Source organism: Vitiosangium sp. GDMCC 1.1324, assembly GCF_003044305.1.
Classification (GTDB): domain Bacteria; phylum Myxococcota; class Myxococcia; order Myxococcales; family Myxococcaceae; genus Archangium.
This window is the reverse complement of sequence record NZ_PZOX01000020.1, coordinates 61,085-77,990: the sequence shown is the minus strand read 5'-3', so window position 1 is coordinate 77,990 and position 16,906 is coordinate 61,085. Positions and strand designations below refer to the sequence as shown.

13 protein-coding genes are annotated in these 16,906 nt (G+C 70.0%); 4 read left to right on the top strand and 9 right to left on the bottom strand.

Going from position 1 to position 16,906, the window contains the following annotated elements:
• Positions 1-193 precede the first annotated feature (193 nt).
• The 5 genes from DAT35_RS42110 to DAT35_RS42090 form a co-directional block, all read right to left on the bottom strand.
• Positions 194-1,432 (bottom strand): GNAT family N-acetyltransferase, encoded by a 1,239-nt coding sequence (locus DAT35_RS42110; RefSeq protein WP_108074959.1) that lies wholly within the window; start codon positions 1,430-1,432, stop codon positions 194-196.
• Entirely contained in the window at positions 1,429-2,565 is a 1,137-nt protein-coding gene (locus tag DAT35_RS42105; RefSeq protein ID WP_108074958.1) for an aminotransferase class V-fold PLP-dependent enzyme, read from the bottom strand. The genes DAT35_RS42110 and DAT35_RS42105 overlap by 4 nt, the downstream gene beginning before the upstream one ends.
• A complete protein-coding gene (locus DAT35_RS42100; RefSeq protein ID WP_108074957.1) occupies positions 2,553-3,698 on the bottom strand; it encodes a GNAT family N-acetyltransferase in 1,146 nt (381 codons plus the stop codon). The genes DAT35_RS42105 and DAT35_RS42100 overlap by 13 nt, the downstream gene beginning before the upstream one ends.
• Positions 3,699-3,720: 22 nt before the next feature.
• Positions 3,721-4,848, bottom strand: a complete 1,128-nt coding sequence (locus DAT35_RS42095) for a polysaccharide deacetylase family protein (protein WP_108074956.1) — start codon at positions 4,846-4,848, stop codon at positions 3,721-3,723.
• A 216-nt stretch (positions 4,849-5,064) separates the two neighbouring features.
• Entirely contained in the window at positions 5,065-6,399 is a 1,335-nt protein-coding gene (locus DAT35_RS42090; RefSeq protein WP_108074955.1) for a replication-associated recombination protein A, read from the bottom strand.
• A 247-nt stretch (positions 6,400-6,646) separates the two neighbouring features.
• On the opposite strand from DAT35_RS42090, the gene DAT35_RS42085 reads away from it, so the two are divergent.
• The gene (locus DAT35_RS42085; protein ID WP_108074954.1) at positions 6,647-7,693 is read left to right on the top strand and encodes a serine hydrolase; all 1,047 of its coding nucleotides are present in this window, start codon (positions 6,647-6,649) and stop codon (positions 7,691-7,693) included.
• A 75-nt stretch (positions 7,694-7,768) separates the two neighbouring features.
• Complete coding sequence (locus tag DAT35_RS42080) at positions 7,769-8,374, top strand: Uma2 family endonuclease (protein ID WP_108074953.1); 606 nt, start codon at positions 7,769-7,771, stop codon at positions 8,372-8,374.
• 45 nt (positions 8,375-8,419) lie between these two features.
• Here DAT35_RS42080 and DAT35_RS42075 read toward each other — a convergent pair whose 3' ends face one another.
• The 3 genes from DAT35_RS42075 to DAT35_RS42065 are packed head-to-tail and all read right to left on the bottom strand — an operon-like array spanning position 8,420 to position 13,898.
• Positions 8,420-11,551 (bottom strand): efflux RND transporter permease subunit, encoded by a 3,132-nt coding sequence (locus tag DAT35_RS42075; protein WP_108074952.1) that lies wholly within the window; start codon positions 11,549-11,551, stop codon positions 8,420-8,422.
• A 12-nt stretch (positions 11,552-11,563) separates the two neighbouring features.
• Positions 11,564-12,748 (bottom strand): efflux RND transporter periplasmic adaptor subunit, encoded by a 1,185-nt coding sequence (locus DAT35_RS42070; protein ID WP_108074951.1) that lies wholly within the window; start codon positions 12,746-12,748, stop codon positions 11,564-11,566.
• Complete coding sequence (locus tag DAT35_RS42065) at positions 12,741-13,898, bottom strand: TolC family protein (protein ID WP_158502117.1); 1,158 nt, start codon at positions 13,896-13,898, stop codon at positions 12,741-12,743. Before DAT35_RS42065 ends, DAT35_RS42070 begins: the two co-directional genes overlap by 8 nt.
• 301 nt (positions 13,899-14,199) lie before the next feature.
• On the opposite strand from DAT35_RS42065, the gene DAT35_RS42060 reads away from it, so the two are divergent.
• Both DAT35_RS42060 and DAT35_RS42055 read left to right on the top strand, forming a co-directional pair.
• The gene (locus DAT35_RS42060; protein WP_108074949.1) at positions 14,200-14,856 is read left to right on the top strand and encodes a response regulator transcription factor; all 657 of its coding nucleotides are present in this window, start codon (positions 14,200-14,202) and stop codon (positions 14,854-14,856) included.
• Complete coding sequence (locus tag DAT35_RS42055; RefSeq protein WP_146210104.1) at positions 14,843-16,177, top strand: HAMP domain-containing sensor histidine kinase; 1,335 nt, start codon at positions 14,843-14,845, stop codon at positions 16,175-16,177. The genes DAT35_RS42060 and DAT35_RS42055 overlap by 14 nt, the downstream gene beginning before the upstream one ends.
• 22 nt (positions 16,178-16,199) lie before the next feature.
• Here DAT35_RS42055 and DAT35_RS42050 read toward each other — a convergent pair whose 3' ends face one another.
• Positions 16,200-16,760: a type 1 glutamine amidotransferase domain-containing protein gene (locus tag DAT35_RS42050; protein ID WP_108074947.1), complete on the bottom strand. Its 561-nt coding sequence runs from the start codon at positions 16,758-16,760 to the stop codon at positions 16,200-16,202.
• Between the last annotated feature and the right edge of the window lie 146 nt (positions 16,761-16,906).

The window sequence follows — 16,906 nt, the reverse complement described above, 5'->3', positions numbered from 1 at the left end:
CGCTTTTCAGCGTGCGTGATTCAGCCCAAAGGTGATGCCCTCGAGCCCGTGCGGCCTCCACGCGCACGCCGCTCGCCAGAGGCAGGGACCGCACGGCGGCCGGCGGATGGGCTCGTTGACCGGGGGGCGGCCAGCAGGCAGCGCAGCGAGAGGAAGACCGAGGGCGCTGCCTTCGTATCGCTTGCCTGCCGGGTTACGCCCCCTCGGCGCTCGTGGGAAGTGGGCCCTGCCGCCTCCACTGCTTCAGCCGGCGGAGGCGCGCGAGCCACTCCTCGGGCAGCGCGTCCCGGAGCATCCCTCGGGCCGCCCGCTCCAGCGCCTGGGCACGCACGGCCCAGTCGCCCAGGCTCGCCGGCCGGGTGATGCGCAGCCTCACCGTCGTCCGGACCCGCCGCGTCCAGTCCGATTTGTATGCCTCGACACCGCGGAGGAAGTCGTACTCGGAGAAGCCCTCGGCCAGCGCATCCCGGAACGTCTCGCCCACGAGGACGAGCCCCACGCTCCGCGCCTTCCACTCGGGATCGTATCCCGCGTTGTAGTAGCTGAAGGTGCGCCCGTGCAGCAGGGCGTAGACCGATGCCACTGCCCTCCCCTCCACGGACAGCAGGTAGAGGCGGACCCTTCCCGCCTCCGCGAGGAGCGGCACCACGGCCTGGTGGAAGGTCTGGACGTCCGGTGCGTCGAGCGCACTGCGCCCTCCCCAGCGCAGGGCGTGCAACCGGAAGAACTCCGGCAGCGCCCGCGCGAGCTCCTCGGGCTTCTCCGCCTTCGTGAGGGCGAACCCCTTCTGGCGCTCGAGCCACCTGCGACGGCGCAGGAAGTTGTCGGCCCGTGCGACCCGGGACAGGAAGGTGTCGAAGCTCTCGCCGGACTCGAAGGTCTCGTAGGGGCAGCGGTTCCGCCCGGTGCTCTCGAGGTTCCACCCCCGGGACTGACAGTGCGCGCCCAGGAGCGCCACGCTGGGGGATGCCTCCTCCATGTCGGACAGTTCCAGGACGTCCCACTCGCGCCAGGTCGCCGCGAGCGCCTCGGCCAGGGCGCCCATGATGCCGGCCTCGTCCCCGGGCCGGAGGATGGCGTCGAGGTAGTCGCTCCCCACGCCGTCATCCCCCAGGAACCGGAGCCACCTCAGGCGGCCACCGCCCCACCGCTGCTCTTCAATAGAGAGCGGCAGCACTCCGGCGAGGACCCCCGCCTCGTCCCTCACCGTGAGAAGGAAGAGCCGCCGCTGCCTCCCGAGGTGGAGATGCCAGCCGAAGAGCCACTCCCAGGTGTTGAAGACGCGAGCCCGGCCAGCCTCGCTCAGGCTCCGCCACTCGTCGCGGAGCACCTGGAAGCCCTGCGTCTCCCGCACGATGTCCACCCTCCAGCGGCACGCGCCAGGGAGGGTGCGCCCCGTCTCTTCCCGCTGCATCCAGGCGTTGCCGTTCATGCCTTCAGCGCCTCCCTCGCCACCCGCGCGACCTGCTCGAGCTCCTCGGGGCCGAGCGCCTGATGACAGGGGAGCTCCACCACCCGCCGCCGGAGTGCCTCCACCTCGGGGAAGCGCTCGCACGAGGCCGCGGGATGGCCGGACCTCCAGAAGTCGACCGCCTGGATGCCTCGTGACCACAGCAGCCGCAGGGCGCGATCCTTGTCATCCACCTCGAGTGCATAGAAGAGCGGGCACACCCCCGGCGGCAGTGCGGACCAGGTCGCTCGATCGGGTCTGCCAATCCGCTCGTGGAGGAGGAGCCAGTTGGCCCGGCGGCGGCGTACCACCTGCTCCGCGTCCACGCACCGGAGTGTCCTGGCCGCGACGGCGCTCATCCCGAGATGGGCCACTCCCGGGTCGAACTCCTGCGTTCCCACCGGGATGTCCTCGCGCCGGGCCCTGGCCCGGACATGCCCCGTGAAGGACTTCGCCACCGTCCGCAGCCACCTGCCCAGGCCTCCGGAGTGGCGCTCGGCCGACACCAGCATCGAGCCAGCCATGTGCGAGAGCGTCGGCAGGAGCGGAGGCGGTGCGGGAGCCTCGAGCCCCGTCGCGCGAACCTCCCGCATGAGCAGGCCCCCGCCATGAGGCACGGGGAGCGTCTTGTAGAAGCAGAAGATGGCAGCATCGCCCCTGCTTCCCAATGGGCGCCCGTCTCCGTGGGAGAAGAGCGACAGCGCACAGTCCTCGATCAGGAAGGCACCGCACTCGCGCGCAATCTCTCCCAGCGCATCGACGGGCTGGGGAAAACCGGCGTAATGAATGACATAGATGGCCCGCGTGCGAGGCCCCACTCTCGAGCGGACGTCTTCTGGATCCAACCGCCCGGACGCATCCACGCGAGCGAACCGCAGCCGTGCTCCCGCATGGAGCAGGGCCGCGATCTCCACCCCATGGTGGTACGCCGGAACGATGACCTCCCAGCCCTCGAGCCCCAGCTGCTTCGCCGCCCGCCAGACCGCGTTGCGGCCCAGGTAGGTCAGCTCGAGCCCCGCCCTGTTGAAGGGAAAGAGGAGCCTGCCTCCCGAACGCGCCACCAGCTGCGCCGGGCCGAGGTCCGGCACCGACGGAATGGCCATCAGCGCTTCCATCCACCCACCTCCTCGAGCCAATGCTTCACCGCCGGTCCCTGACGGAAGCGTGCCGCGTACAAGAGCCGCCCCTTGAGCGAGGGCCGGAGGATGAACAGCCAGACATGGGACCGGAGCCGCTCCGTCCAGTCGAGCTTCCACGTCATCTTCGGACCCAGGAAGTCGAACTCCGCCGTGCCCCGGTGCGCGAGGTCCTCCAGCACGTCCTCCACGAGGAGCTGCCCCGGAGAGCACTCGGAGAAGCCCTCGTCGTAGCCGGGCTTGAGCAGGTAGTAGCGGCCCCCGTACTCCAGCCCGAAGTGGAAGGCCACGGGGCGGCCACCCACCTTGAGCGTGTAGAGCGAGAGGCAGCCCTCCTCCGCGGCGAACCGCGCCAGCCGCCCATAGAAGGCGAGCGTCTCCGGATGGCAGACGATGGCCGTCCCGCTCCGCCCCTTCCACCCGCCCCCTTCGAGCCCGAGGCCCTCCTCGAGCGCACGGGTGAGCGCGTCCCCGCCCTCCACGCGCTCGAGCTCGAGCGTGCCGTGCTTCGCGAGCTTCTTGCGGCGCCGCCGGAGGTTCGCACGGAACCTGGCGTCGAGTGTCTGCTCGAGCGCGTCCCGGGAGACCACCGGAAGCCACGGCGATTCGAGCGAGGGCCAGCGCGCCACCAGGAAGCCGTCCTCCCCGGCGGCCTCGCCGAGCGTCGCGTCCACCGCCCCGCCCGCTTCGATGTCCTTGAGCAGGAGCACCTCCCAGGGCTCCTCCCGGAGCCGTTCCCAGACGCCGCGCACGGCCTCCCGCGGACATGCCGCGTCGAGCGCCCACGCCACCCGCTGCGAGTGCTCGTTGGACGGCGACTGCCACAGCCGGACGGGGACGCCCGCCAGCCGCCCGCGCCGCTCGAGCAGTGGAGCCATGGCAATCGCCCGCCCTCCCCTGCTCGCGCGAAACACCCGCAGCGTCGAGCCCGGGGCGAAGCTCTCCATCCACAGCCGCGTCCAGCCGCTGAGCGCGAACGGTCCCGCCTCAGGCATGGCTCGCGCAAGCCCATCCCACTCGGACACGCACCCGGACACGGCCTCCATCCCCACCCGCTGCTCGACGGTGATGTCGAGCCCGGGCACCTCTTCCCACCGGATCGCCTGCTCCATCACGCTCCTCCCCCTCGACTGCTCACGGTGCCAGCGCGAACCTCGACGCCTGCGTCCGCAGGTAGCGCCAGGTCAGCTCGAAGGCCAGCTCCGAGACCTGGACTGGCGCCCCGATGCGCGGAAGCTCGAGGAGCCCGCTCGCTGGCGAGCAGAGCCCCGACTGCGTGGTGACAGCCGCCTCGAAATAGCGGCTCGCGAGCGCTGTCACCGCGGGGTTCGTCGCTCCATTCGGATAGGCGAAGAGCATCGGACGCACGCCCAGCTCCTCCTCGAGGGTGTCGCGACACGCCCGGAGCTCCCGATCCACCTCGTCGAGTGAGAGCCGCGTCAGGATGGAATGGTTGCGCGTGTGGGCGCCGATCTCGAAGCCGTGGTGCGACAGCTCCCGCACCTCATCCCAGGAGAGGAAACGGTTCTCGTCGTCCACCGGAATCGGGAATGCCACGCGCAGCCGCTCCACGACGTCGAGCATCACCCCGTGCGGCAGCTCCTTGAGGTACTCGACGCACGCCATCATCAAGACGCGCGGGCTCAAGCCGAGCAGGCCGAGCCGCATGATGGCCGGATCTCCACTCGCACGGCACACCTGCTCGGGCGGGTAGCGGGAGAAGAGATCCTCCAGCTCATACGCCCACATCCAGCCTTCGGTGCCAATCAGCCCGGTGGTGACGAAGAACGTCGCCGGCACGCCATGACGCGCGAGGATGGGTGCCACGAGGTGCAGGTTGTTGCGATAGCCATCATCGAACGTCAGCGCCACCGCCCGCCGGGGCAACCTCGCCCGCCCGCTGAGCCCCGCGACGAGTTCGGACAGGAGCACCGGCTGGTACTCGCGCGCCAGGAAGATGACATGACGCTCGAACTCCCGGACATCGAGCACCGGCTCGCCCCAGACGCCCACCTGCCGCCTCTGGACCTTGTGATAGAAGAGGATGGCCGCATTGCCCTCCGCCATGGGTCTGGAGGCGAGGTGCAGGCCCACGGAGTACGAGAGGGCCTTCACCCCCTTCGCCACCCGGGACGTCCAGCGCGGCTCGGTGCCGCTGCGTGCGCGCGACACCACCCGATCCAGATCCACCAGGTTCCTTGGCCGCTCCAGGTCGACCTCGTTGCGTCCGTCCAAGGCAACGAACGTATTGACCAGCTTCATATGTCCCCCCCGGCGGGTACGCGCTGCAACCACCACGCCAGAGAGGGAAACCCCTGAAAGCACAGCAGGGGCGGGGCCGCGGTGGGTAAAGCCTTCCCGCACGTTCCCCTGGAGCTACCCGGAGAGGAGTACGCCCGACACACACCACGGCACGCCATCAGATGATGGGGTGGTACTCCAGGGCAGGCTGCCTGAAACACCCCCGTCCCGGGGAGTTCACTCCCCGCGGGACGCCTTGTCCTCTCGCCACCACTGGCTCATCCGCTCGTGGATCTCCGCCTCGTGGCCCTCCTTGCTCGGCCGGTAAAAGATGGAGCGCTCCAGGGGCTCGGGGAGGTACGTCTGCCCGGGCACGTAGTGGTCCTTGTGGTTCCACGGCGTCTGGTAGCCCTGCTTGTACCCCAGCTCCTTCATGAGCTCGGTGGGGGCATTGCGCAGGTGGAGCGGTGGGGCCGCGTTGGGGTTCGCCTCCACGGCCGCGAGCGCGGCATCCATCGCCTGATAGGCCCGGTTGCTCTTCTTCGCCGTGGCCAGGGTGAGGGTCGCCTGCGCGACGAAGATCCGCCCCTCCGGCATCCCCACGGAATAGAAGCCCTCCTCGCAGGCGCGCACGATGCTGATGGCCTCGGGCATCGCCAGCCCCACGTCCTCCACGGCGATCACCTTGAGCCGGCGCCACAGCGCCACATCGTCTCCCGTCTGGAGCAGCCGCGCCGCCCAGAAGATGGCGCCCTGGGCGTTGGAGCCCCTGCACGACTTCTGGAGGGCGCTCAGGAGATCGAAGTGCGAGTCCCCGTCCTTGCCATGCCGCGCCAGGTTCGTGCCCGTCGCCTGGATGGCAATCTCCCGGGAGATCTCCCCGCCATCGGGGGTGAGCTGGGCCGCGAGCTCCAGCGCCCCCAACGCCTTGCGCACGTCGCCTCCGCTCCCCTGCGCCAGGACGGTGAGGGCCTCGTCACTCGCCATCAGCTGCCGGGCCCCGAGCCCCCGTTTCACGTCGGAGAGCGCACGCAAGAGCGCGGTGCGGATGTCCTCGGGAGTGAGCTCGCGGAGCTGGAAGACGCGGCACCGGCTGATGAGGGCGGGCCTGACCTCGAAGCTGATGTTCTCGGTCGTCGCCCCGAGCAGGATGAAGAGGCCGCTCTCGACGTGGGGCAGGGCCTGCTCCTGGACGTTCTTCGCCCAGCGGTGGATCTCATCCACGAAGACGACGGTGCGCCGGTGGTACTGGTTGCGCAGGCGCTCGGCCTCGGCCACCACCTCGCGGATGCGGGGAATGCCATCGGAGACGGCCGAGAGGCTGACGAACTCCGCCTCGACGCTCGCCGCCAGCATGCGAGCCAGCGTGGTCTTCCCCACGCCCGGTGGCCCCCAGAACAGGGAGGAGACAATCGCCTTGCGCTCGATGAGCTGACGCAGGGGAGCGCCAGGGCCGAGCAGGTGCGACTGCCCGATGAAGTCCTCGGGCGTACGTGGGCGCATCCGCTCGGCCAGCGGCGCGAAGCGGTTCACATCGACGGAAGCGGCGAACAGGTCAGGTCCTGCGTTCATCGGGAGCGCGTGTTGGCTTGGGCCGGAGACCGGTCGCGAACGAGGCGCGCCGGGACGGTGCCGGACCAGGAGGAAGAAACGGCGGGACCCTAACAAACGCGCGTGCGCCGGGCGATGACGACCTCCGCCCCCACGTCCGTTGAACGCTGGGTGAACCTCTGAAGGTGTCTCGGAAGGTCAGACATCTCGTACGGGCGTCTTGAAGGGGGCGGAGAGGCACGCTTGACTGCTCCGCCGCCCCAATCCCATGACCCGCCCAGAGTCCTCCGGCTCACCCGCCGACGCAGTCCTCCACGCCACCCGGCGCTACCTGCGCGCCTACCCCTCGGCCGCGCTGTGCGTGGGCATCACGCACCGCGGAGTGCACCACGTGCAGGCCCTCCGCCACGAGGGCTCACCTCCCGCCGCGGAGTCCCTGTACGAGCTGGGCTTTCTCACCCAGGTCTTCACCGGCTCCCTGCTCGCGCTGTTGGTGGACCGGGGCGAGGCAAGGCTCGACACGCCCCTCAAGGAACTGCTCCCCCTGCCGCTCCTCCCGAATGAGGTCGCCGGCCGCATCACGCTCGAGCAGTTGGCGACACACACCTCGGGCATGCCGCACGTCCCGCCGAACCTGCGGACCCCGCAGCAGAACCCGGCCGACCCCTACGGCCACTACAGCGCGGAGCTGTTCGGGGCCTTCCTGCGGAGCTACCAGCCCAAGCATCCGCCGCCGCGAAAGTACGTCGAGTCCGTCATCGGCATGGGCGTGCTCGGACACGTCCTCTCACGCCGCCTGAGGCTCAACTATGGACACGCCGTGAGGGATCACCTCTGCACGCCGCTGCAGATGGGAGACACCATCGCCGTCCGCCTCTCCGAGGAGCAGGAGCGGCGCCTGCTCCCAGGTCACTCCGCTCGTGGCCTGCCGGTACCAGGCTGGACCTTCCCATCGCTCCCCGGGGCGGGGGCGCTCCGCTCGACGGTGCCGGACCTGCTGCGCTTTCTCGACGCGAACCTCGGGCATCAGGATGCCGGGCTCGGCCGGGCCATGCGGCTCGCGCACAGCCCGCGCGCGAAGGCCCGCGGCATGCACGTGGGGCTCGGGTGGAACGTCTCCGACGTGAGGGGCAAACCCCTGGTGTGGTGCTCCTCGGTGACGGGAGGCTACGCCGGCTTCATCGGCTTCTCGGCGGAGACAGACACCGGTGTCGTCGTCCTGTCGGACCATTCGTGGTCCTTCCTCGCGTCGCTCCGCAAGCGCGTGCCCGTCGAGGAGCCGGGGTTCTCGCTCCTCACCCGTTATCCGCGCTGAAGTCACGCGAGGTCGCAAACAAATGCCGCAGCCTTGGGATTGCACGAGGCGCGGCTCATGCGGAAATCTCCCCGCATGGCCACCCGACGCCCTCCCGAGTCCGAGTCTACCGAGCGCAACGACCCGTCCGTCGAGGCGGCCTTCCAAGCGGCTCCGCCAGAGATGGTGGCGGAGATCCTCGATGGCGAGCTGTACCTCAGCCCCCGCCCGGCCCGTCCACATGCCAGCGCGAAGTCGCGCCTGGGCATACTCATCGGAGGACCCTTCGCGCTGGGCAAGGGAGGACCGGGCGGATGGGTCATCCTCGACGAGCCGGAGCTGCACTTCGGCCCCCGCCCGGACAAGCTCGTGCCGGACCTCGCCGGTTGGAAGCGCGAGCGCCTGCCGAACGCCGCCGGAGGGGACGATGTCCCGGAGCACTACGACGTCACCCCAGACTGGGTCTGCGAGGTCCTCTCCCAGCGCACGCGGCACATGGACATGGGACCGAAGATGCGCATCTACGCTCGGGAAGGCGTGCGCCACTTGTGGCTCGTGGATCCGCTGACCCGCACGCTCAACGTCTTCCGGCTCGAGGGGCGCGACTGGCTCCTGGCCGACTCCTTCTCCGGAGACCAGCGGGTCCGTGCCATGCCCTTCGAGGACATCGAGCTCGAGTTGGCGCTCGTCTGGTCCACCTGAGGCCACAGCAGCCGCCTGTCCTGGTCGCTTGATGACGTATCGGGCTCATCGAGCGTCTTCGCTGGCCTGGGCAGGGAGTTCATCCACCTGCGGCAAGGTCTCCATGCCCGGCGCCACCGCGGATGGCCCCCTTCCGCGCCCGAAGCGCAGGTACAGAGCAGGAACGAGCAGCACGTTCAACACGGCGGAAGAGACCAACCCACCGAGGATGACGACGGCCATGGGGTGCTCGATTTCCTGCCCCGGCTTCAGTCCACCCACGACGAGGGGGACCAGAGCCAGTGCCGTCGTCAGGGTCGTCATGGCCATGGGTTGGAGCCGTTCGAGGGTTCCGCGAAGCACCAGGTCTCGGCCAAAGGGGACGCCTTCGACGACCTCCAGATGGCGGTAGTGGCTGATGAGGAGGATGCCGTTGCGTGCGGCAACCCCCAGGACCGTGACGAACCCCACGAGCGAGCCCAGCGACACCACTCCATCGGTGAGCAGTACCCCGATCAATCCTCCCACGAGCGCGAACGGCAACGTCCCCAGGGTGAAGGCCACCAGGCGCGGGGATTGGAAATCCAGGTAGAGAACGAAGGCAATGCCAAGGATGGCCAGGACCGCGAGGCCAAAGAGTCGCGTCCGCGCTGCCTGGCGCTCCGCGAACTCACCCAGGAGCTCCGCGTGATGGCCGATGGGCCACTCGATGACAGAGACGACGCGCTGGATGTCACTGACCACCTCCCCCAGGGCGCGGCCCTGCGCGTCGCAGGTGACGTCGATGCGGCGGGAAGCGCTCTCGTGTTGGATGACATTGGGGACGGAAACCAGCTCGACGCGCGCCACATCGCCGAGCCGGACGGGTGCACCCGACGGTGAGAGGAAGCGCAAATCCCTCACCGCGGTGACGTCCTGACGCAAATGCGCCTCTCCCCACACGACGACGTCGATGGTGCGCTCGTCGCGGTACACCTCGCCGACCTTCGTGCCCTGGAGCAGCGTGGCCGTCGCGCGCTGGACGTCGCCGGGAGTCAACCCCAGCCGTCGCGTCGCCTCCGGGTCCAGCCGCACCTGCACCTGCGGCACCAGCACCTGGGGCTCCAGCTTGAGGTTCGTCACCCCGGGAATGGCCCGGAGCTTTCCCTCCACCTCGGCTGCCTTGGCTCGAAGGGTGTCGAGGTCCGAGCCGTAGACGCGCACCACGATGGACCCGCTCGCACCGCTCAACACCTCCTTGATTCGCTCCTGGAGGTACGTCTGGACGTCCCGGTAGAGGCCAGGGTAGCCCTCCACCACCTCGTGGATGCGCTTGACGGTGGCCCGGTAGTCCTTCTCTTCCTCCAGGCTGATCCACAGCTCCGCGAAGTTGGGACCCACCACCTCGTCGGCCACCTCCGCCCGACCGATGTGGGCTCCGAAGTGGCGGACTCCTGGAAGGGCCCGCAGCTCGGCACTGGCCCGGAGGGCGGTGCGCTGGACGGCCTCGGCCGACGTGCCGGGCTTGGCCACCCAGTGCATGAGGAAGTCCGTCTCCTGGAAGTGAGGCATGAAGCCCTCCCCCAGCAGCGCCGCAAGCGCACCTCCCACGAGCACCACCCCGGCAACGCTCCCGAGCGCCAGGCGCGGGCGGTCCATCACCCACGCAACGAGCGGGCTCGCGCGCTCCCGCAGCCACCCGCCGAGCCGTGGCGGCTGCGCATGCCCGCGCGTCAGCAGGAGGAGGCACAGCACCGGCGTCACCGTGAGCGCCACCACCATGGACGCCGCCACCGCGAGGACATACGCCACCGCGAGCGGACGGAAGAAGGCGCCGCTCACTCCGTCCAGGAAGAACACGGGGAGGAAGACGAGCACGACAATCACGGTGGCGAAGACCACGGCACTGCGCACCTCGAGCGAAGCGTCCAGGACGACCTGGAAGGCGGAGCGTGGAGAGCCCAGGCGCCGGTTCTCCTCCAGGCGCCGCTGCACGTTCTCCACGTCGATGATGGCGTCATCCACCACCTCGCCGAGCGCGAGGACGAGCCCGGCGAGCACCATGGTATCCACCGTCGCCCCCGCCAGGCGAAGGGCCACGACGGCGCCCACCAGCGAGAGGGGAATGGCCACGATGCTGATGGCGGCCGTCCTGAAGTTCTGGAGGAAGGCGAACAGGACGACGACCACCATCACGCAGCCGAGCACCACCGCATGGCGGAGGTTCCCCAGGGCGCGCTCGATGAACGTGGCGGGCCGGAAGATCGCGGGCACCACGGTGATGCCCTCGAGCGCGGGGCGCAGCTGTTCGAGCACGGCCTCCACCTGCCGGGTCACCTCCAGCGTGTTGCCCCAAGGCTGCTTCTCGACGATGAGGAGGATGCCGGCCTCGTCATCGACCACGGCATCTCCGATGGGCGGCGGGTGCCCCTCCTCCACGGTGGCCACATCCGCGAGACGGACGGAGGCCCCGTTGCGAAAGGCCACCTGGACCTCCTCGAGCGCCGCGAGGCTGGTGGCCCCCGTCAGGCTGACAGCCAGACGCTGGTTGGGCGTGTCGACGAAGCCGCCCGAGGCGGGGAGGCTTGCCTCTCGTGCCGCCCGGAGGACGTCCTCGAGACGGACATTCGCGGCGCGCAGGCGCTCGGGGTCGACCTTGATCTGGAACTGGCGATCCCTCTGCCCCCAGATGGCGACGTTCGCCACGCCCGGAACGCTCATCAGCCTGGGGCGGATCGTCCACCGGGCCACATCCGACAGCGCCATCCGGTCGAGCGAGTCGGACACCAGGCCCACCTTGAGGACCCGGCTCGTCGCGGACACGGGCGAGAGCATCACGGGCGGCCTGGCCACCGAGGGCAGCGTGGGAGCGACGCGCGCCAACCGCTCCTGCACCATCTGCCGCGCCCGGAAGAGATCCGCGCCCCGCTCGAAGATGAGGACGACCGACGAGAGACCGAGAACGGACTTGGAGCGGAGTGTCTTGAGAGCGGGCACTCCCGCCAGGCCATTCTCCAGGGGAAGCGTGACGAGATTCTCCACTTCCAGGCTGGACAGCCCGGGCACCTCCGTCTGGATTTCCACCAGGGGCGGCGCGAACTCGGGGAACACGTCCACCGGCATGTCGCGCAGGCTCGCGTAGCCCAGGACGAGCAGCAGCGCCGAGGCGGCCAGGGGAAGGACTCGGAAGTGAAGGCAGGCGGAGATGAGCTTGCGCATGTTGGGTCTCCGTCAGTGTCCGGCGCCGAATTCCGTGCCGAACAACTCCGCCGCCCCGGCCGCCACGACCGACGCCCCTTCCGGAGGGCCGCGCTCCAGCAGGACCTCGGCGCCCTCGGCGCGCAGCACGTCGACGCGGTTGCGGGCGTAGACGTGCTCTCGCTGTTGCACGTACACCCACGCCCCGCCGAGCGCGTCGTAGACGACAGCGGAGGACGGGACGGAGAGCACGTCCTTCGCCTCACCCGATGTCACCGTCACCCCCACGCGCTGGCCCGGTGCGAAACGGGCCGACGCGGGCAGCTCATAGAAGGAGTCCACGGTGGCGGCGACCGGGTCCGCGGCGGGCGGACCCATCACCGGCAGCGCCTCCACGCCAGGGTCCTTCCCGGAGAGGAGCGCGTGAACGCGCACGGGCGCGTCGGCCTTCAAGGAGAAGGCCTCGTCCACGAAGAGCGGCACGCGCACCCAGTTGGCGCGGACGCCCACCACCTCGAAGAGGGGCGCACCGGCCGCGACGGACTGCCCGGGCGCGACCCACACCTGCCGCAGCACGCCCTCACGCGGCACGCGAACGGGCATGCTGACGTCCGACTCGAGCGGCGCCTTGCCCACCATGTCCAGGCGCGTCTGGGCGGCCTGGAGCTCCGCCTGGGCCACCGCGTTGTCCGCCCGCGCCTCCTCGACGGAGCGCTCCGTCCCCGCTCCGTTCTTCAAGAGCGTCTCCGAGCGAGCGAGGCGGGCCGCCGAGGCCTCGGCTCTCGCCCTGGCGGACTCCACCGCACGCAGTGCCTGCGCGCGCAGATCCCTGTCCACGGTGGCGAGCGGCACTAGCCGCAAGAGGACATCCCCCCTCGACACGCTGGCCCCGACACGCAGGGCGCGCGACGTCCCCGCCCCATCGACGAGGCCCGCTACGGGCGCCGTCACGATCAGCGCGTTTCCGGAGGGCACCATGACCTCCCCACCCGCGACATGCGTGTGCAGGGCACTTCGCTTCCGAACGGGTTGGACCTTCAGGGCCAGCCGCGACTCGGCCTCCGGCGTGAGGGTCACCGTCGCCAGCGTTGCCTCGGGCACGTGGGCGCTCACGGTCGCCGCGGGAGGGGGAGGAGCCGCGTTGGGAGCACTGCCCCGGCACGCAAGGGACGTCGCGAGGGCGGCGGATGCGAGCAGGAGGCGAAGATTGTCATTCATGGGCCACTCCGTGTTTGCCCAGACCGCGATCCAGTTGGGCGAGTGCGCGACGAAGGTCCGCCTCGAGCTCCAGGGTGCGCAGCCTGGCGTCCGCCAGGCGCCGAAGGGTGTCCAGCACCTGGAGGTAGGGCAGGTCGCCCGCCTCGAAGGCCTTGCGGGCCCGGTCGCTCGCGGTGGTGAGCTCCGGCAGGATGGTTGTCTCAAAAGCCTCGAGCGACCGGGCCGCCTGGACCACCTGCGCATGGGCCGTGAGCACCTCGTTCGACACCTGCTGTCGAAGGAGGAGGTAGCGGGAGGAAGCACGCGCGAGTTCGGCCTCGGCCCGGCCCACTCCTCCCTGGTTCCAGTTGAAAATGGGCAGCTCCATCTGGGCGCCGGGCACCCAGAGGGACGTGGAGCCGGTCGCCGTCGTCGTGGGCTTGGTGTCCAGCCGCGCGAGGAGGTTGACGATCTTCGTCTGCTCCCAACCCAGCCGCTCTCCCGCCCCTTGAATGCCCAGCTCGGCCGCGCGCACGTCGGGCCGCGCCGCCAGGGCGAGCTGGACGAGGTCCGGCAGTGGACGCAGGGGGCGAACCTCCCGGGTCCCCGCGAGCGGACGGACGTTCTCGAGGAGGGGGCTGGAGGCCAACCCCATCAACAGACGCAGCTTCTCCCGGGCCAGCAGCACGTCCGTCCGCGCGCGCTGGGCGTTGTCGTCCGCCGTCCGGGCCTCGGCGCGAAAGGTGGCCACCTCCATCTGGCTGGCGTCCCCTGCCTGGAAGCGCACCTCGACGAGCTCGGCCGTCCTCTTCCAGAGCGCCGCCAGCTCGTCCAGCGCCTCGCACCGCTCCTCGGCGCGCACCCACTCGGCATGGGCGACGCGCACGTCACGCGCGAGGTCCATCCCATTCTGGACGAGCCCTCGTGCGACCTGTTCCACCTGGAGCCTGGCGGCGGCGACGCGGGCCGGACGCTGCCACAGGGCCATCAGCGGCAGGAGCAGGGTGGTCTCGATCGTGCGCGGACCTACCGGCAGGAGCAGGGAGAAGGTGGGGTTGGGGAGCGCTCCGGCCTCGGCCAGGTCCGCCCGGGACACGCCCAGTTGAGCCATGTCCGCCTGGAGCGCGGCGCTGTTCCAGAGCGCGATGGCCACCGCGGTCGACTCATCCACCTCCTCGGCCGCCCCGACGCCCGGTGGAAGGGAAGGACCCTCGGAAGCTTCTGGCCCGAGGGGCGCGGCGACGGACGCGAGCTCTCGAGAGACCCACGCCCGGTCATAGGGAGAGGTGGCGCATCCCGTCGCGGCCACGACCAGCGAGAGAGCAGCCAGGCGAGACCTGGGCCGCTGTCGAATCCTGCACCCGGAAGACATGCCCCCACTATGAATGCCGCGGGTAAACGGCGGCTGAACGGCACCTGGGAGCCACCTCGCTGTCGCTCAGTCCCCCGTGGTATCCAACCCTCGACCTGCCATGCGCGTCCTCGTCGTCGACGACCATCAGGAGCTCCGAGCCCTTGTCGCCCAGGCCCTCGAGAGGGACGGCCATGTCATTCGTCAGGCCGCGGACGTGGAGCAGGCCCGGTCGGCCCTCCTGGAGGAGGTGGACGTCATCGTGCTCGACGTGGGGCTCCCAGATGGCTCGGGGCTCTCGCTGTGCCGGGAGCTGCGGCGGGACGGCTTCCACACGCCCATCCTCATCCTCACGGCGCACAACCGGGTGGACGAGCGGGTGGAAGGCCTCGACGCGGGAGCGGATGACTTCCTTGGCAAGCCCTTCGCCATCGCGGAGCTCCGGGCCCGCGTGCGTGCACTGGGACGCCGGCGCGAACGGGTGAGCACGGTCCGGGTACAGCTCGCGGACGTGGTGCTCGACTTCGGGAAGCGGGAGGCGTTTCGCGCGAACCATCAGGTTCCCATCACCACGAGGGAGTGGAGCATCCTCGAGACACTGGCGTCACGCCGGGACCGCGTCGTGAGCCGCGACGAGCTCCTGGAGTCCATCTGGGGTGACACCACGAGCGGGGCGGTGAGCAGCCTGGAGGTCCTCATCGGCCGGATCCGTCGCAAGCTGGGCGAGGACGTGGTCCGCACGCTTCGCGGAGCGGGGTACAGCCTTGGAAACGGGTAGCGGCACGCCTCCGCGCGACACCCTGGTGCGCAGGGTCTCCCGCACCATGCTGGGAGTCGCCCTCGCGAGCAGTGCCCTGGCCGCCGGGGCCACCGGCATCCTCGCGGACCGCATGTTGTTGGCGGCCGAGGACCGTCGCTTGGGGAGCGCCGCGCTGCACCTGCTGGACGAGGGCACCGGGCTCGACGACGCCAGGGCCGGCCAGGAGGCGGACCACGAGCAGTCGGAGCTCAGGAGCGCCGGCATTCGCATCACCCTGTTCGCGGGAAACAGGCGGCTCGGAGGCTCACCGGACATCGACGCGCGAACCGGGTGCGCCTGGTCTCCGGCTCCGGGAGAAGAAGCGCTGCGGCGCTGCGGCGAGGCGGTGAACGGACGGCTGGCCGTCGCCGAGCAACGCCTCGAGAGCGTCGCCCTCATCCGAGGCTGGTTGACGAGTGCGGCGCTCGTGGCCGCGGCGGGTGCCGTGCTCATGAGCCTCGCGATGAGCCGTCGCATGGCGCGCTGGGCGGCCCGCCCACTCACCGAGCTGAGCGAGTCGCTCGCCCGGATCGAGCCCGGGACTCCCCTCCCCGCCCCGCTCGGCACTCCAGCCCGGTATGCCGAAGTGAATGCCGTGCGCACCGCGCTGGTGGACCTGCTCGGGCGCCTGCAGGAGTCGCTGGACCAGTCGCGTCGCTTCGCGGCCAACGCCGCACACGAGCTTCGGACTCCCCTGGCGACGCTCCGGGTCGAGCTCGAGCTCCAGGCGGAGAACGCGCACCCGCCGGACACGACCGCCGCGCTCGCGAGACTCCACCGGACGGTGACCTCACTCGGTACGCTCGTGGAGCGGCTGCTCGTGCTCGCGGAAGGGGCGCGAGGCACGCTCGAGCTGGTCGAAACCGTCAGCCTGTCCGAGGTCGCCGAGGATGTGGTGCTCTCGCTCCCCGAAGGAGAGCGGGGCCGCATCAGCGTCGAGGCGGAGGGGACGGGGCTCGTCCGGGGCGACGCCCACCTCTTGCGGCAGCTCATCGACAACGCGGTGGACAACGCGCTCAAGTTCTCGGGGAAGAGGCCCGTCCGCGTGAGCATCCAGGAAACCGCCGAGGCGACGCTCCTGGATGTCAGGGATGAGGGACCGGGAATCGCGCACGAAGACTCGGTGCGAGTCTTCGAACCCTTCTACCGTTCGCCTACCGCACGGGCACAGCACCCCGGGCACGGAATCGGACTGTCCCTGGTCGCGCTCGTCGCCCGGGCCCACCGGGCTCACGCCGAGTTCCTGCCGGCAGCACGAGGTGCCCACCTGCGGTTGACCTTTCCGCGGGCGAGCACCTGACGAAGGCCGTGGAGGGAAGCGGTCAGCTCACCGGCACCCCGGCCCCCTCGCGAGCGCCGGCGCGCTCGGTGCGCAGGTCCTCGAGGATGGCACGGCTGAAGTCCTCCAGGTCATCCGGCTGACGGCTGGTAATGAAGTTGGCGTCGCGCACCACCGCCTCGTCCTTCACGCGGATGCCGGCCAACTCCAGGTCAGCCTGTATCGTCTTCCACGCCGTCAGGGTGCGGCCCTCCACCACGCGCGCCGCCATCAGGAGTTGCGGGCCGTGGCACACCGCCGCGATGAGCTTGCCCCGGTCATCGAACTCCTTCACGAAGCGCACGAAGCGCTCGTCCGCGCGCAGGTTGTCCGGGGAGTAGCCACCGGGAATGAGGAGCATGTCGAAGTCCTCCACACGGGCGTCGTCGATGCCCAGGTCCATCTGGAACTTCTCCTTGCCTCGCTTGCCCTCCAGCACCTCCCCCTTCTTCTTCCCGATGAGCACGACCTCGTGGCCGCCTCCCCGCAGCCGGTCGTACGGAATGCGCAGCTCGGAATCCTCGAAATCGTGTCCTACGACACAGGCAACCCTCTTTCCCGCCATGACTCCATCTCCTTTCCCTTGCGGCCAGACCTCTCGGCTAGACCTCCAGGATGTGCACCGCCAGCACAGGTGTGGAGTCGAGGACGTCTGGGAGACAACCTGCCTCACCGGCCGTCCCCTGCCCCGTTCGTCCGGATTGCAATGAC

Excerpts from the sequence above, each read along its gene's own strand:
- DAT35_RS42110 (WP_108074959.1), bottom strand. The coding sequence starts at position 1,432 with ATGAACGGCAACGCCTGGATGCAGCGGGAAGAGACGGGGCGCACCCTC.
- DAT35_RS42105 (WP_108074958.1), bottom strand. The coding sequence starts at position 2,565 with ATGGAAGCGCTGATGGCCATTCCGTCGGTGCCGGACCTCGGCCCGGCG.
- DAT35_RS42100 (WP_108074957.1), bottom strand. The coding sequence starts at position 3,698 with ATGGAGCAGGCGATCCGGTGGGAAGAGGTGCCCGGGCTCGACATCACC.
- DAT35_RS42095 (WP_108074956.1), bottom strand. The coding sequence starts at position 4,848 with ATGAAGCTGGTCAATACGTTCGTTGCCTTGGACGGACGCAACGAGGTC.
- DAT35_RS42090 (WP_108074955.1), bottom strand. The coding sequence starts at position 6,399 with ATGAACGCAGGACCTGACCTGTTCGCCGCTTCCGTCGATGTGAACCGC.
- DAT35_RS42085 (WP_108074954.1), top strand. The coding sequence starts at position 6,647 with ATGACCCGCCCAGAGTCCTCCGGCTCACCCGCCGACGCAGTCCTCCAC.
- DAT35_RS42080 (WP_108074953.1), top strand. The coding sequence starts at position 7,769 with ATGGCCACCCGACGCCCTCCCGAGTCCGAGTCTACCGAGCGCAACGAC.
- DAT35_RS42075 (WP_108074952.1), bottom strand. The coding sequence starts at position 11,551 with ATGCGCAAGCTCATCTCCGCCTGCCTTCACTTCCGAGTCCTTCCCCTG.
- DAT35_RS42070 (WP_108074951.1), bottom strand. The coding sequence starts at position 12,748 with ATGAATGACAATCTTCGCCTCCTGCTCGCATCCGCCGCCCTCGCGACG.
- DAT35_RS42060 (WP_108074949.1), top strand. The coding sequence starts at position 14,200 with ATGCGCGTCCTCGTCGTCGACGACCATCAGGAGCTCCGAGCCCTTGTC.
- DAT35_RS42050 (WP_108074947.1), bottom strand. The coding sequence starts at position 16,760 with ATGGCGGGAAAGAGGGTTGCCTGTGTCGTAGGACACGATTTCGAGGAT.